The following is a 14804-nucleotide window of genomic DNA, read 5'->3' on the forward strand; positions in this document are numbered from 1 at the left end:
TATCAATTATTAAATTTTTTGGGATTTATTAAGAAAAGGAAGTTAGCTTGTGGAACAGTGTCCAGCTGCCGCGGCTAGCCGCCTCCGCTTTTCGCATGTCCAGCTGCGAACGCCAGCCCCTCGACAACTTCGAAAGCCCCCGCGAGGACAAAAAGCGTCCTCTTGGGACTTTCTCCAGTTGTTGTCGGGGCTATCAGGCGTTCTCCGCTTTTCTTTTTAAAAAAAGGTGATAAGAGGGTTCATCCACTTATCACCTTTTGTATCAGCGAATTACTCAGCAGCTACTTCTTCTTCGGCTGGAGCTTCAGATTCACCTTGTTTTGACTCGATTAGAGCATCTGCCATTTTAGCAGTTAATAATTTAACAGCGCGGATAGCATCGTCGTTTGCAGGGATTACGTAGTCGATTTCATCTGGATCACAGTTTGTATCAACAATACCTACGATAGGAATATTTAATTTGCGAGCTTCTGCAACAGCAATACGCTCTTTGCGTGGGTCAACTACGAACATTACATCAGGAATTCCAGCCATATCACGGATACCGCCAAGGAATTTCACAAGACGCTCATGCTCTTTTTTAAGTTGAATTACTTCTTTTTTAGGAAGTACTTCGAAAGTACCGTCTTCTTCCATTTTTTCGATTGCTTTTAAGCGAGCAACACGTTTTTGGATTGTACCGAAGTTTGTTAACGTACCACCTAACCAGCGTTGGTTGATGTAGTAGTTGCCAGAACGTTCAGCTTCTTCTTTAATCGCTTCTTGCGCTTGTTTTTTAGTACCTACGAAAAGTACTTTACCGCCGTCTTGGCCAACTTGGCGCATGAAGTCGTAAGCTTCTTCTAATTTTTTAACTGTTTTTTGTAGATCGATAATATAGATACCGTTACGCTCAACAAAAATGTATTTTTTCATTTTTGGGTTCCAACGGCGAGTTTGGTGACCGAAATGTACACCAGCTTCAAGTAATTGTTTCATTGAAATTACTGACATGTAGGTTTCCTCCTAATATTTTGGTTTTTTTCCTCCGCACTTTTCATCTGCAACAAGCAACTTTTTATCCAAAAAGCACCACTTACTGCATCAAAATGCGTGTGTAATTAACACCAATTGATAATATATCACACTGAATTTTGAAGTGCAACAATTTTATGCATGAAACTTGATTAACAATTCTATTTCCGTCTTGCCTTTTTGCATGATTTTTGCAATTTCGTCAATAGTCTTGCCTTCTTTGTAAAAATTTAAAACCTTTTGTTCAAAAGAAGGCAATATGGGCGAATCTTGTTCATTTTGTTGCGGCTTAAGCATTTGGGGAGGTTGACTCACGTTTTTTTGTTGTTTATAAGCATTTGCCGCCATCGATTTTGGTACAAAAGGCTTCGCGTCTATTTTCACTTCTTCTACTGACTCTTTTTCATTTGTCTTGTTTTCCTCTATATTTACCAGTCCAGCTTTTGGGGCATGTTGTTTTTCATTCCCCTCTATATTGGAAAGCTCTTTAATAAGACGATCGTTTTCTTCCTTCATCTCCACTAAATAGAGACCAATCGCATCATCCATTTCACGGATTAACTGGTCCTGTCTTTTTTCCAGGTCTTTAAATTTTGCTATTTTTAAATTCAGAAGTACGATGAAGTAAAAACAAATGAGCTGTGAGATGATTAATATCACGAATAATACGCCGGTCATACATTTCTCCTATCCACTAAAATCAATAAAATTGCCTTTAAAAGGATGTTGAACTTCCTTTTCTTCTTTTTGTCGGCTATTTTGTTTTTTGGCATTCTCTTCTTGCTGCTGGCTTTCTTTTTCGCCATCTTTGATGAAATCGATTTTTTCACTATCGCTTACCTGCAATTGTTTTCGCTCAGTTTCCTTTTTTAACGCCTCATGTGCATTCAATTGCTGTGAAATGACATTTTGTTGATGCTGCTCCGCTATTTTTCCGGCATCAAACGTTTTTGGAATGGCAATTTGCAGCTCCAAAGCCTTCAAGCTCATCTAGAATCCCCCTATTCAAATACGCCTTGGCGAATTTTGTGACTGCCGCTTCGCTTTCGTCACAGCCAAAACATATGTGACTGCCGCTTCGCTTTCGTCACAGCCAATAATATGTACCTGTCGCTAACGCTTTCGGTACAGCCGAAAAATGTGTGTCCACATTTTAAAGTATGCTGAATGAAGTTAATTGACCGCTGTCAGAAGCTTTCTTAACTTCAATAATGCTTTTGAATGGATTTGAGATATTCTGGATGTGGATAAATTGAGCATTTCGCCGATTTCTGTCAAGGTTAACTCCTCTGTATAAAATAAGCTTAAAACCAGCTGTTCTTTTTCGTTTAGGTTTTTAATATTTTCGCTAAGTTCTTTAATCAATTCATCTTGAACCACTTCTTGTTCGGGGGTTTTTGTTCTTTCGTCGCGTATGACGAATGACTTTCCATCCGATTCATCTTGATCTTGCTGTTCATTGATTGATAATACATTCGAGAAAAAATGCTCTTGTACCGTTTTATAAACTTCTTCTACCGGCAGATTCATATGTTCCGCCAATTCTTCAGGCGTTGGGGTACGCATTAATCGCTGCTCCAATTGTTCGATTTGCACTTCCATCTTTTTCGATTTCTCCCTTGCCGAACGCGGCAGCCAATCTTCCTTTCTCAGACCGTCGATGATTGCTCCTCGGACCCGAAAGGAAGCATATGTATCAAACTTCAAATCTCTTTTTATATCAAATTTATTCAACGCATCAAATAAGCCCATCATGCCTAAACTCATTAAATCGTCCCGGGAGACATTTTTCGGAACGCTGGCACCGATGCGTTGGACATGATAAGTCACCAATGATTTATATTTATTTAACAGCTTATTGCCTGCATCTGGATCGCGATCATTAAGCCAACCATTCCAAAGAGCTTGTTCATTATCTCCATGAAGCTGTACCATTGTCGTCACCTCATACTTAAATGAATTATATCATCAACTTTTTTTATTATTTTTTTAGGAATTACGCTGTAAGAACGATAGAATCTTGTTGCCTTTTACTGAGAAAGCATCCAAATCTTACTCCAAGTTATTATATCAAATGATTACAATAAATTACACTCTCAGATACTCTTTATCTACTAATCAGCAACTAAAATTTGACATAAAACTGAAAAAAGAGCCGCAGTATCGACTCTTTTCTACATTGCGAATGATTTGTTAACGAATCTCTTGGTTCATCATCGACTGAACAACTTTGGCGATCTCCTCTGCATTTTCATCACTGAATTCAACAGTGGAAGACCTTTGCGCCGATTCTGTTTGTCCACTCACAGCATTGTTGCGCAACATTTCATTTTCCTCATCCAGGTTTTGAAACAGTTGATCATCCGGCGTATAAAGGCAGTATCCAATCAAAAAACGAATCGGATACATGAGCAAAAAAGAGACCGCGCCGGCAATCAGCGATCCTAGAATACTATTTAAAGGAATAGCAGAAGCTGAAAGTGTACTTAAAAAGTAGATTGTAAATCCAAGGAGAGCGCCCCACAAGTTATAAAAAATCGAACCAAACATTATATTTCACTCACTCCCTGATTGACCGTACGAATACTTAATTTACAAGTAGCGGGATTAAATTCGATCGTTCTGCCACTGCCGCCACCCGTATCTTCGGCAATGATCGGAATCTTATTTTTGGCCAGCTCCGTTTTCACGGCTTCTACATTTCTGGGACCAATGCGCATGGTATCTTTGTCAGAAGCGAATTTAAACATTTGAGCTCCGCCTGCTATTTTGGCTTTTAAACGAAATGGTTGGACACCAGCCAATTTTAATTGATTGATAAGCGCTTTTATTCCTGTATCTGCAAATTTTGCTTCGTTAATCGTTTGCGTTCTCGACAAAGTCGACTCAGGCAGCATGATATGAACCAAACCTGCTATATTTTTCGTTTCATCATACAATACCACCCCTACACACGAGCCTAAACCTGAAGTGCGTATTGTATTTGGCATTTTCACGATATCCAATTGAGCAATTCCTACTTTGACTACATTACCCGCCTGCGTTTGAATCATATTAAGAAACTCCTAAAGCCTTAAAAATAGAGGTAAAGGAATCAGGATCGGGTAGTAAGAAGAAATGCCCGTGAACTTCATTACTATTTTGGAAACCGTCTTCAAAAATGGATGTATTGATCACAATAACCGTATCACTCACTTGGGAAATTTCGATTAGCCCCGTACTAATGATGGCCCCAAACATATCCACACTTAACCCAGGGACAGTTGGGTAGATTTTCAGACCGGTAAAATCCGATAAGGCCGAAAGATATGAACCTGATAAAATATTCCCTAATTCTTGCATCGCCGATAATCCCAGTTCGGAAATCAAATGATTAGTAAAGCTGAATTCGTCATCATGAATCAAACTTTGAATGAAACGGTCTGCCCGTTCAATCGGCAGGATAAAAAACATGCTGCCCTGTGAATCCCCTTCAATGCGCAGGTAGATTCCGACTACAACCGTTTCCGCTCCTCCAACAAGTTCCATCATGTCATTAAATGAGACCGTCTCGACATTAGGCACATGCATATCGATTTTTCGATTCAACAGATTGGAAAGGGCTGTCGCAGCATGCGCAGCACCTATATTTCCTATTTCTTTTAAGATATCCAGATGCAATGATGTAATCTTTTGATTTTCAATCATTACGATCATCCCTACTATTTAAGATTTTTGGAGTCTGGACAGTGTCTAGCTCCGGCAGCTTGCTCCTCGAGAGTTTTATCAAACCGTTAGGAAGTTAGCCTAAAAACGACACATCGTGTGTCAACAGCTAACTGACCTACATCCTGTAGGCCTCCGCTTTTCTATGTCTGAGGATTCAGTACTTTATCCAAATGCAATAATATTAATAAGCGGTTGTCAATTTTTGCCACGCCTGAAATGAAATCTTCTTCGTTCGAGCCAACCACTTCCGGCTGCTGTTCAATCGAGTCGACCGGAATATCGATGACGTCGTTGGCAGAGTCCACGATAAATCCGACTTCCATTTCATCCAATGTAATGATGATGATTCTCGTTGTCTCTTCCTGATTGGAGACGGGGATGGCAAAACGTTCACGCAAATCAAGTATCGGTGTTACGACTCCGCGCAAATTGATGACACCTTTCACATACTTGGGCGTTTTTGGAACCCTCGTGATATGCATTAATTTTTCAATTCCTTGTACGTTCGATACAGGAATGGCATATTCTTTATCGGCAAGTTGGAAAACGATCACTTTTAAATATTCTTGTTCTACGACGGTCATACTTTACACCTCTTTCATTGTTCTACTTCATCAGCGCATTGCAATCCACGATCAAAGCAACTTTACCGTTTCCTAGAATGGTAGCCCCAGAAATTGCAAAAATATTAGATAAGTAGTTTCCTAAAGACTTCAAGACAATTTCCTGTTGTCCGATAAATGAGTCGACTACCAATCCTGCTAGTTTGTCCCCTTTACGTACAATGACTACCGAGTGGTATTCATCTTCTTTGCCTTCATTTCTAGGAACCTCAAAAATTTCGTCCAAGAAAATCAGAGGAACCACTTTCCCGCGGAAATCGATTACTTTTTGGTTGTGTGCATTGAGAATATCACTATTTTTAATGATTGACGTTTCTATGATGGATGATAAAGGAACCGCATAAATTTCTTGTTCGATTTCCACCAACATAACTGAAATAATCGATAAAGTTAATGGAAGCTGAATCGAGAAGATGGACCCTGAACCTTCTGTAGATTCAATCGAAATGCTGCCGCCCAGCGACTCTATTGTTGTTTTTACAACGTCCAGTCCAACCCCGCGTCCGGAAATGTCAGAAATGCTGTCGGCAGTGGAGAAGCCTGACGCCAAGATTAATTCATTGATTTGTCTATCCGACAAGGTCAAAGCGGCCTCTTTCGAAACAATGCCTTTGGAAATGGCTTTTTTCAATACTTTTTCACGATTGATGCCGGCACCATCATCTTCTATTTCAATAAACACATAGTTTCCGCTGTGATACGCACGCAATGTGACGTTTCCTTCTTCCGGTTTTCCGTTTGCTCGACGCACTTCAGGACTTTCTATACCATGGTCTACTGAATTGCGGATTAAATGCACCAGTGGGTCCCCGATTTCATCGATGACTGTACGATCCAATTCAGTTTCAGCCCCGATCACCTCAAGGTTGATTTTCTTGTTTAAGTCGCGTGACAATGTACGGACCATTTTCGGGAATCGATTGAATACTGTTTCAATTGGAATCATGCGCATAGTCAAGACAATTGTTTGCAAGTCTCCCATTGTACGGCTCATGCGTTCCACGGTTTCATTCAATTCTGAGTGATTTACTTCCGTTGCAATGGATTGCAGCCTTCCACGATCAATCACCAATTCTTCAAATAAATTCATCAAAATATCCAGGCGTTCAATGCTGACACGAATGGTTTTGCTGGCAGCATGCTTGGCAGGTGCAGCTTTTTGGCTATTATTCTCTTCTTTCTTTTGTTCCGGTATAGCAACGGCCGTCGCCTCTTCAGCTGCCGGTTGTTCTACCGGCGTTTTCGATTCTGAAACAGCCGATTGAACAAATACGTCTTTGGATAATGGAATGATGGTCACATTCTCTACTTCGGAAACTTTTAAAATTTTGCTGCGCAATTCGTCTTCGCTTGTTTGCGAAATAAGCGCAACTTTAAAGTCCTGATCGAACTGTTCTTCTTCCAATTTGTCCACTGTAGGAGACGACTTTACAACATCTCCGTTTTTCTCCAGGATATCAAACACCATGTAAACGCGGGCAGCTTTTAACAGGCACCCAGCACTCAAAGTAACGGCTATTTCGAAGGCATTAAACCCTTGTTCTGTAGACTGCAACAGGATCGTTTTTTCGAAATCATCATATTCCAGCGCAGGCGCAATTGCAATTTCTGCGGTTGTAGCGGCGCTTTCGGCTGGCGCTGATTCGTTTATTTGATTTTGGGAAGCTGATGATGCAGCCACCGGTTCTCCGGACTCAATTCGTTTTAACTTCTCGACTGTTTCTGAAACGTTACGTTTTCCATCGCCGCCGTCTGCAATATTCATGACCATTTCTTCCAAATGGTCGACAGATTCAAAAACGACATCCAAAATCTCTGCGTTTACATGAATTTTTTCATTGCGAATAGCATCAAGCACATTTTCCATTTTGTGGGTCAAATCCGCTAAATCCTCATATCCCATTGTTGCGGACATTCCTTTTAACGTATGGGCAGAACGGAAAATTTCATTGACTATTGTTAGATCATCGGGATTTTTTTCGAGTTCCAGCAAATTGTCGCTACATGATTGTAAATGTTCTTTACTTTCTTCAATGAACATCTCTAAATACTGATTTAGTTCCACTCAGAACAACTCCTTTTATGGCAAGTAATTCATAATCGCCTTCGCAATATCTTCAACATCTACTATTTCATCAACTAGCTCTGTTTCGACGGCTGCTTTTGGCATTCCGTATACGATGCTCGTTTTCATGGATTCTGCGATTGCCATTACGTTTCCGTTTTTCTTCAATTGGATAAGCCCTTTTGAGCCATCAGATCCCATGCCCGTCATAATGACCGCCACTTTATCGAATTCAGGAAATTGGCTCGTATTTTCAAATAGTACATCTACACTCGGACGATGCCCTCCACGCGGCGGCTCTATCCGGTCCAGCAATACCTCGAAGTTCGTGCCTGTCTTTTTAAGTTTCAGGTGACTTCCGCCGGGTGCGATATAAGCTGTTCCATTTTGCAAAATATCACCGTTTTCCGCTTCTTTTACGGTGATTGCACTTAATTGATTTAGACGATCTGCCAGCGATTTCGTAAACCCGGCAGGCATATGTTGAACAATTAAAATAGGTGCTTTTATAGAACAAGGCAGCTTCGTAATCACTTCTTGAAGGGCACGGGGACCTCCTGTAGAAGTGCCTATTAGGACCACCTTTTTAGTTGTCTGGCTCCATTGCCTGTTTAACTTTTTCTCCTCTTCAGTAAAAGCCCCCCTGCTAGTCGTAGGTGCAGAGACGTTTTTCGTTTGGGCTTTTTGAAAATCATTTGAACTTATAGTCAATGATTCGCTTAATGTATGTTCTTTGGATGTTTTTCTTAATTTTTTCACAGAGACATGAGCTGCATGCTCCACTTTATGTACCAATTCTTTTTCGATCTTGTGCAAATCCAGCGAAATGTTCCCGCCAGGTTTTGCCACAAAATCAACGGCCCCATATTCCATGGCTTTTAAAGCATTTTCAGCCCCTTCAAGGGTAGTAGTAGATAACATAACCACAGGCACAGGACAAAGCTCCATAATTTCTTTTAACGCATCCAGCCCATTTAAGATAGGCATTTCAACGTCCATCGTAACAACGTCCGGTTGCAGGCTTTGTATTTTTTTTATGGCATCTTTTCCGTTGCGGGCCGTACCAATCACTTCGATATTAGCGTTTCCTGCAAAAAAATCGCTAATGAGCTTTCTCATAAAAGCCGAGTCGTCTACAACCAAAAGTTTGCTTTTTTTTAAAACTTCCACCTAACCACGCCCCTTCGAAAACATATTGCGCAATTTCGATAAAAACGTGCTTTGCCTTTTTTGCCCGTGAACTTCAGTAAAATTGCGGTCCACAAATTGTTGAACCATTCCTTTTAATGTTTTCGAGATATTGCTATCCGGATATGAAATCGAAAAAGGCACTTGTTCACGAACTGCTTTACGAACTACAGCATCTTCAGGCAATGAACCGAGTACAATGACCTCCTTATTCAAAAACTTTCGGATGGTGCTTTCCAAACGATATAAGGTTTCTTGCCCTTCCTCTTTTGAATAGGAGCGATTGCATACTAGATAAATTGTTTTATTGGGATCTTTCATATGGATATATTTCATCATGGAATACGCATCGGTCAACGCGGTCGGTTCTTCTGTCGTAATGCCGATGATTTCATCGACGGCAGAAAGCAAGTCCAATGACCAATTCGTTGCCCCGGCGCCCATATCAAAAACAATATAATCATGTGATTTCTGCAATTGCTCAAATGCTTGCAGAAGGGACCCAAACATTCCTTTTGACCATTCCATTACAGAGGACATACCGGATCCCCCTGAAATGTATGTAATGTTGAGAGGGCCATCATACATGACTTCTTCCAGCGAGCATTCTCCATACAAATAATCCCGCAAATTATAGTCGGCCGTTTTACCTATAAGAATATTGACATTTCCCATCCCAATATCCATATCGAGCAAGACAACTTTTTTCCCTAGTTTGGCTAGATTGATGGCAAAGTTTGTAGAAAAATTGCTTTTGCCCACCCCGCCTTTACCACTGACCACTGCGATTGATCTTCCCAAAGCACCTTGACTCTCCAGCATTTTCATTCGTAGGTTTTCAGCTTGGTCTCTCATTTAAATTCTCCTTGAAAGAACAATTGGAGCACTGCTTCCAAATTGGCCTCTTCAATATCCTCTGGTACTTCTTGACCATTCGTATAGTAAGCAAGTCCTTTATTATATTTAATCATTAAATTATACATAGTGCCAATAGAATTTGTTTCATCAATCTTTGTAAAAATAAATTTATCGATCGGCAATTCACTAAATTGTTGAATAATTGTTTCCATATCCGATTCTTTTGCTGTCAGAGCCAATACCAGATAGGATTCAACTTCCTGATCAAAGTTGATGATTTTCTTTAAATCTTCAACATACTTTGCCTCTTTATAATTGCGGCCGGCTGTATCGATAAACACTAAATCGAGGTCCGAGAACTTCTCGATGGCGTTTTGATAATCTTTCGAATTATAAACAATTTCAATTGGCGCCTGCAGTAGGTTTGCATAAGTTTTCAATTGTTCAATGGCGGCAATGCGGTAAGTATCCGTCGTGATAAAACCGATTTTTTTCTTTTTTTCCAATACAGCGCGCGCAGCCATTTTGGCAATGGTTGTCGTTTTTCCTACCCCGGTCGGACCCAGTACATTTATATATTTCTTTTCATAAGAGAGTCCGCCCATCGGCAAATCCGCCAATGACTTTCGCAATATACTTTTTGCAATTTCATTCATTTCGATATTCGTTAAATTCTCTTTTTTTTGATTTTGATGCACAAAAAGCTCATCACCGATTGCCGTGATGAGCTCCTCGCTAAGCTCCTGGTCATTCAAGAAGTCCATAAAAGGCAAAAATTCCTCGGGGATATCGGATTGAGTTGTTTGTTTTTGCATTTGTTTAATCATGGACTTCAAGTCTGCTAACTCACTTTTTAACTCGTTTGTTAGCTGTGCATCCTTATTTTCTTTTTCATCTTCATGAGCTGTTGCAAACACGTTTGAAGCCGGCTGGATATCCGGCAATGAGAAGGTAGGTTGTTTTGTTTCCACTTGGTCGATGCCTGCCAGTACTTCAAAATTTTTATGTTTGATCAAGCCGAACAATTTTTTTGTGACGACCACTTTTGAATTAATAATGACCGCATCCTCACCTAATTCCGCGCGAACTAATTTCATTGCTTCTGCAATTGAAGGTGCTGTATATTTCTTCATTCTCATTCTACATTCACCACTCCAACACTTTGAATTTCTACATTTGCATCCAGCTCGTTATAGGACAAAATCGGGATTTGTGCAAAATAGCGCTCTGTTAATTGCCTTAAATACATTCGGATTCCCGGTGAACATAAAATAATAGGGGATTGTTCCATGAAAGAAACCCTCTCCACTTCTCTTGCAATCGACTCCAGCACATTTTGCGAATCTTGAGGATTCATTGCCAAGTAATTGCCGTGGTCTGTTTGCTGGATGCTATCTGCAATCAGCTTTTCCAATTTCCCAGGAATTGTGATGACTTTCAAGCTGGTTCCGCCCGCTGCATATTGCGACGTAATCTGTCTCGCCAAGCTTTGGCGGACATATTCGGTCAAAACATCCGGATCGCTCGTCAATTTCGCATAATCAGCCAATGTTTCGAAAATAATCGGCAAGTTGCGAATCGAAACATTTTCTTTTAATAATTTGGCCAATACTTTTTGAATTTCGCCTATCGATAAAGGCGTTGGTGTTAATTCGTCTACTAATATCGAATAATTCTCGCGCAAGTGATCGATTAATTGTTTTGTTTCCTGACGCCCCAGCAATTCATGCGCATTTGCACGAATAATCTCTGTTAAATGGGTGGACACGACACTTGGCGGGTCTACCACTGTATAGCCGAGCATCTCGGCATCTTCTTTCACTTTCTCCGTTATCCATTTTGCAGGCAAGCCGAATGAAGGCTCGATTGTGTCGATACCTTCAATCGAATCATCATCACCAGGACTCATTGATAAATAATGATCCAGCAGAAGTTCGCCTCTGGCCATTTCATTTCCCTTAATCTTGATTCGGTACTCATTTGGCTGGAGTTGAATATTGTCGCGAATTCGGACAACCGGAATGACAATCCCAAGCTCGAGTGCCAGCTGGCGTCTAATCATGACAACGCGGTCCAATAAGTCACCGCCTTGTGCAGTATCCACCAACGGAATTAACCCATAGCCAAATTCGAATTCAATGGGATCGATATTCAGAAGATTGACCACATTTTCAGGACTTTTCATCGTATCTGCTGCCACTTCTTCTTCCATTTCAAGCATTTCTTCCGGATCTTCCGGTTTCTTTTTCCTATTATCGATCATATAAGCTCCACCGATTAATACTGCTGCAATTGGGATTGTGATCCATTCAGGCAGCGGCGTAAAAATACCCAACAAGAAGATGGTACCGCCAGCAATGTAAAGAAGTTTGGATTGAGCAAATAATTGATTGGCAATATCTTCTCCTAGGTTGCCTTCAGAAGCTGCCCGTGTTACCACGATTCCGGTAGCCGTCGATACTAATAGCGCCGGGATTTGTGCAACTAAACCATCCCCGACCGTTAATGTCGAGAAATGTTTTGCCGCGTCAGCCATTGAGTAGCCAAGCTGAAGCATCCCGATAATAATACCGAAGAGCAAGTTGATGAAAACCATGATAATGGAAGCAATGGCATCTCCCTTGACGAACTTTGTTGCCCCGTCCATCGCTCCATAAAAGTCGGATTCCCTCGCCACTTTTTCACGTCGTTCTCTTGCTTCCTTTTCGGAAATCATTCCGGCGTTTAAATCGGCGTCAATACTCATTTGCTTTCCAGGCATGGCATCCAATGTAAAACGCGCCGCAACTTCCGCTACCCTTTCGGACCCTTTTGTAATAACGATAAAATTAATGATTACCAATAACATGAAAATAACTAATCCGACCAAGATGTTGCCGCCCGTTACGAATTCACCGAACGTTTCTACAACATCCCCTGCATCTCCATTTGCCAGGATGGCACGAGTCGTCGAAATACTTAAACCCAATCGGAATAAAGTTAATAACAAGATGACCGAGGGAAAGATGGCAAAGTCCAATGCTTCTTTCATATTCATAGCCACCAACAGTACGATGAGAGACAATGTAATATTAATGATAATTAAAAAGCTTAATAACCATGTCGGTAGAGGGATAATAAGCATTGCTACGATCATGATGACCGCGGCCAACACACCTAAGTCTCGAATATTCATGTTTGCCCCTCCTACTATGGTTTAGATTTTACGTTTAATACGATATACGTAAGCGAGTATTTCTGCAATTGCCTTGAAAAATTCCTCAGGAACCTGATGCCCAATCTCCACTTGGTCATACATGGCCCTTGCTAAGGGACGGTTTTCGACCATCACCACATCATGCTCTTTTGCAATCAGCTTGATTTTTTGCGCCACATAGTCCGTCCCTTTTGCTACAACCATCGGCGCCTCCATTTTTCCATCATCATATTTTAGTGCAATGGCATAGTGCGTCGGATTGGTGATGACCACATCGGCGTCGGGGATTTCCTGCATCATTCTCCGCATTGCCATTTCTCTTTGGCGCTGCTTGATTTTGGACTTAATCTGCGGATCCCCTTCGGAATTTTTATATTCATCTTTTATATCTTGTTTGGACATTTTCAGTTGCTTTTCATATTCAAATTTTTCATAAAAATAATCAAACAATGAAATGATGATTAATGTTAGGGAAGCACCGATCCCCATCATACCGGTCAACTTTGCAACCGTCGTTAATATATCCCAGGCGCTTTGGAAAGATAAAGATAATACTTCCTCCAAATTCACCCAAAGGATAATGGTCGTTACGGCACCGATAAAAGTTATTTTCAACAAAGATTTGATTAAGTTGACAATGGCCCGAACAGATATGATTTTCTTTATCCCTTTTATGGGATCCATCTTTTTTAAATCGAGTTTCAGCGTTTCCGTTGTAAACAAGAAGCCAAATTGCATAAAATTTGCCCCAACACCCGCCACGACGGCGATTAGCATAAAAGGCAAAAGTATTTTCGCCATTTCCTTCATGGTATCTGTATACATCTGCATAACCGTTTCGACTGTCAATGTTTCGATTAACATGTTCTTTTCGAACGCTTGCCGCAGGAAGCCAAAGAACCCTTCAATCATCATCGGACCTGTAACGTAAAGAAATAGAAACAGCAACAACAAAACAATCGCTGCCGTGACATCCTGGCTTTTGACAACCTGCCCTTTTTTTCTGGCATCTTGCCTTTTCTTAGGTGTTGCTTTTTCTGTTTTTTCCCCTGCGAAAAATTGAATGTCCAAAGTAAGTAGCATCTTCATCTATTAAGCACCACCCAGCAGCCGCATGAAATCCCTCATTGAAAGAATCATCATTTCGATTACTTTTTCCATCACTTCGATCATCACACCCATGGAAATGATTAAAACAAGAAAGCCGATTATAATTTTGATGGGAAAACCCACCACAAAAATGTTTAATTGCGGTACAGTTTTCCCGGTAATCCCCAGTGCCATCGTAACTAAAAATAAAGTCGCCACAATGGGGGCCGACATTTGAAAGGCAATCGCAAAAACCGAGCCAAACAGCTTAATCATGAACTCGGGGATCTCTTCATTCCCGTAATTCGGAAACACTTGATCAATCGGCAAAAAATGATAGCTATAGAAAATGCCATCCAACATAAGATGATGGCCATTAATGGAAAGCAGTACAAAAAGGATTAAAAAATTAAAAAACTGACCCATCAAGGGAGTTTGCACACCTGTTTGCGGATCAATGATATTGGCCATGGAAAAGCCCATTTCAAAATCAATAAAACCGCCTGCGATTTGGACGGCAGTCATGATAATGTAGGCAACAAGGCCGATGGTTAGCCCTATGATTGCTTCCTTTAAAACGAGCAATATGTAATTTCCGTCAATCGAAATCGCTTCAGCATTCAATGTATAATACATCGTCAACGATAAAATCACAGCCAACGCGATTCTGACTTGCGGGGGTATTGTCCGATATGAAAAAAAAGGAGCTGATACAAAAAAAGCAGAAACCCTGACAATAATTAACAACAACACTGAAAGTTCCGGGATGATTTCCGTCATTCAATCACCCTATGTACCGGGTCAGATTGTTAAGAATATCAGCAAAGTATGAAGTCATTTGTGAGATCATAAAAGGCCCAAAAAAGATAATTGCCACCAACACGGCAACAATCTTTGGTACAAAGGCCAACGTTTGCTCTTGAATGGATGTTGTTGCTTGGAAAATACTTACTAACAAACCCACAACAAGCGCAATTAATAGCAATGGTCCCGAAACAATGAGGACAATCCATATCGCTCTTTCTGCAATTGCAATGACCATTTCCTGCGTCATTTCTATCAT

Annotated in this window: 16 protein-coding genes; all 16 read right to left on the bottom strand. The window is 40.7% G+C overall.

Annotated elements, in window-relative coordinates; genetic code table 11:
* Positions 1–270: 270 nt before the first annotated feature.
* The 16 genes from rpsB to fliQ all read right to left on the bottom strand — a co-directional run bounded on the left by rpsB (position 271) and on the right by fliQ (position 14795).
* Positions 271–993, bottom strand: coding sequence for a 30S ribosomal protein S2 (gene rpsB / locus D1B33_RS01860; protein ID WP_118874629.1), 723 nt, complete (start codon positions 991–993; stop codon positions 271–273).
* A gap of 156 nt (positions 994–1149) precedes the next feature.
* Complete coding sequence (locus tag D1B33_RS01865; RefSeq protein WP_118874630.1) at positions 1150–1692, bottom strand: DUF6115 domain-containing protein; 543 nt, start codon at positions 1690–1692, stop codon at positions 1150–1152.
* A gap of 9 nt (positions 1693–1701) precedes the next feature.
* Entirely contained in the window at positions 1702–2004 is a 303-nt protein-coding gene (locus D1B33_RS01870; RefSeq protein ID WP_118874631.1) for an RNA polymerase subunit sigma, read from the bottom strand.
* A 183-nt stretch (positions 2005–2187) separates the two neighbouring features.
* Positions 2188–2949, bottom strand: coding sequence for a FliA/WhiG family RNA polymerase sigma factor (locus D1B33_RS01875; protein ID WP_118874632.1), 762 nt, complete (start codon positions 2947–2949; stop codon positions 2188–2190).
* A 258-nt stretch (positions 2950–3207) separates the two neighbouring features.
* Positions 3208–3564, bottom strand: coding sequence for a hypothetical protein (locus tag D1B33_RS01880; RefSeq protein ID WP_118874633.1), 357 nt, complete (start codon positions 3562–3564; stop codon positions 3208–3210).
* Entirely contained in the window at positions 3564–4067 is a 504-nt protein-coding gene (locus D1B33_RS01885; RefSeq protein WP_118874634.1) for a chemotaxis protein CheD, read from the bottom strand. The genes D1B33_RS01880 and D1B33_RS01885 overlap by 1 nt, the downstream gene beginning before the upstream one ends.
* A gap of 1 nt (position 4068) precedes the next feature.
* Positions 4069–4701 carry a chemotaxis protein CheC gene (locus D1B33_RS01890; RefSeq protein WP_118874635.1) on the bottom strand — a complete coding sequence of 211 codons (633 nt, stop codon included), beginning with the start codon at positions 4699–4701 and terminating at the stop codon, positions 4069–4071.
* A gap of 161 nt (positions 4702–4862) precedes the next feature.
* Entirely contained in the window at positions 4863–5306 is a 444-nt protein-coding gene (locus D1B33_RS01895; protein ID WP_118874636.1) for a chemotaxis protein CheW, read from the bottom strand.
* 22 nt (positions 5307–5328) lie between these two features.
* Positions 5329–7410, bottom strand: a complete 2082-nt coding sequence (locus D1B33_RS01900) for a chemotaxis protein CheA (protein ID WP_118874637.1) — start codon at positions 7408–7410, stop codon at positions 5329–5331.
* A gap of 15 nt (positions 7411–7425) precedes the next feature.
* On the bottom strand, positions 7426–8580 hold the full coding sequence (locus D1B33_RS01905) for a protein-glutamate methylesterase/protein-glutamine glutaminase (RefSeq protein ID WP_118874638.1): 1155 nt from the start codon (positions 8578–8580) through the stop codon (positions 7426–7428).
* On the bottom strand, positions 8581–9453 hold the full coding sequence (locus tag D1B33_RS01910; protein WP_118874639.1) for a MinD/ParA family protein: 873 nt from the start codon (positions 9451–9453) through the stop codon (positions 8581–8583).
* The gene (flhF, locus tag D1B33_RS01915) at positions 9450–10595 is read right to left on the bottom strand and encodes a flagellar biosynthesis GTPase FlhF (RefSeq protein ID WP_118874640.1); all 1146 of its coding nucleotides are present in this window, start codon (positions 10593–10595) and stop codon (positions 9450–9452) included. The genes D1B33_RS01910 and flhF overlap by 4 nt, the downstream gene beginning before the upstream one ends.
* Positions 10592–12631, bottom strand: a complete 2040-nt coding sequence (gene flhA / locus D1B33_RS01920; protein ID WP_118874641.1) for a flagellar biosynthesis protein FlhA — start codon at positions 12629–12631, stop codon at positions 10592–10594. The genes flhF and flhA overlap by 4 nt, the downstream gene beginning before the upstream one ends.
* A gap of 21 nt (positions 12632–12652) precedes the next feature.
* A complete protein-coding gene (gene flhB, locus D1B33_RS01925) occupies positions 12653–13741 on the bottom strand; it encodes a flagellar biosynthesis protein FlhB (protein WP_118874642.1) in 1089 nt (362 codons plus the stop codon).
* A 3-nt stretch (positions 13742–13744) separates the two neighbouring features.
* Entirely contained in the window at positions 13745–14521 is a 777-nt protein-coding gene (gene fliR / locus D1B33_RS01930) for a flagellar biosynthetic protein FliR (protein ID WP_118874643.1), read from the bottom strand.
* A gap of 4 nt (positions 14522–14525) precedes the next feature.
* A complete protein-coding gene (gene fliQ / locus D1B33_RS01935) occupies positions 14526–14795 on the bottom strand; it encodes a flagellar biosynthesis protein FliQ (protein ID WP_118874644.1) in 270 nt (89 codons plus the stop codon).
* Between the last annotated feature and the right edge of the window lie 9 nt (positions 14796–14804).

The organism is Ureibacillus yapensis (assembly GCF_003515775.1).
Classification (GTDB): Bacteria; Bacillota; Bacilli; order Bacillales_A; family Planococcaceae; genus Ureibacillus; species Ureibacillus yapensis.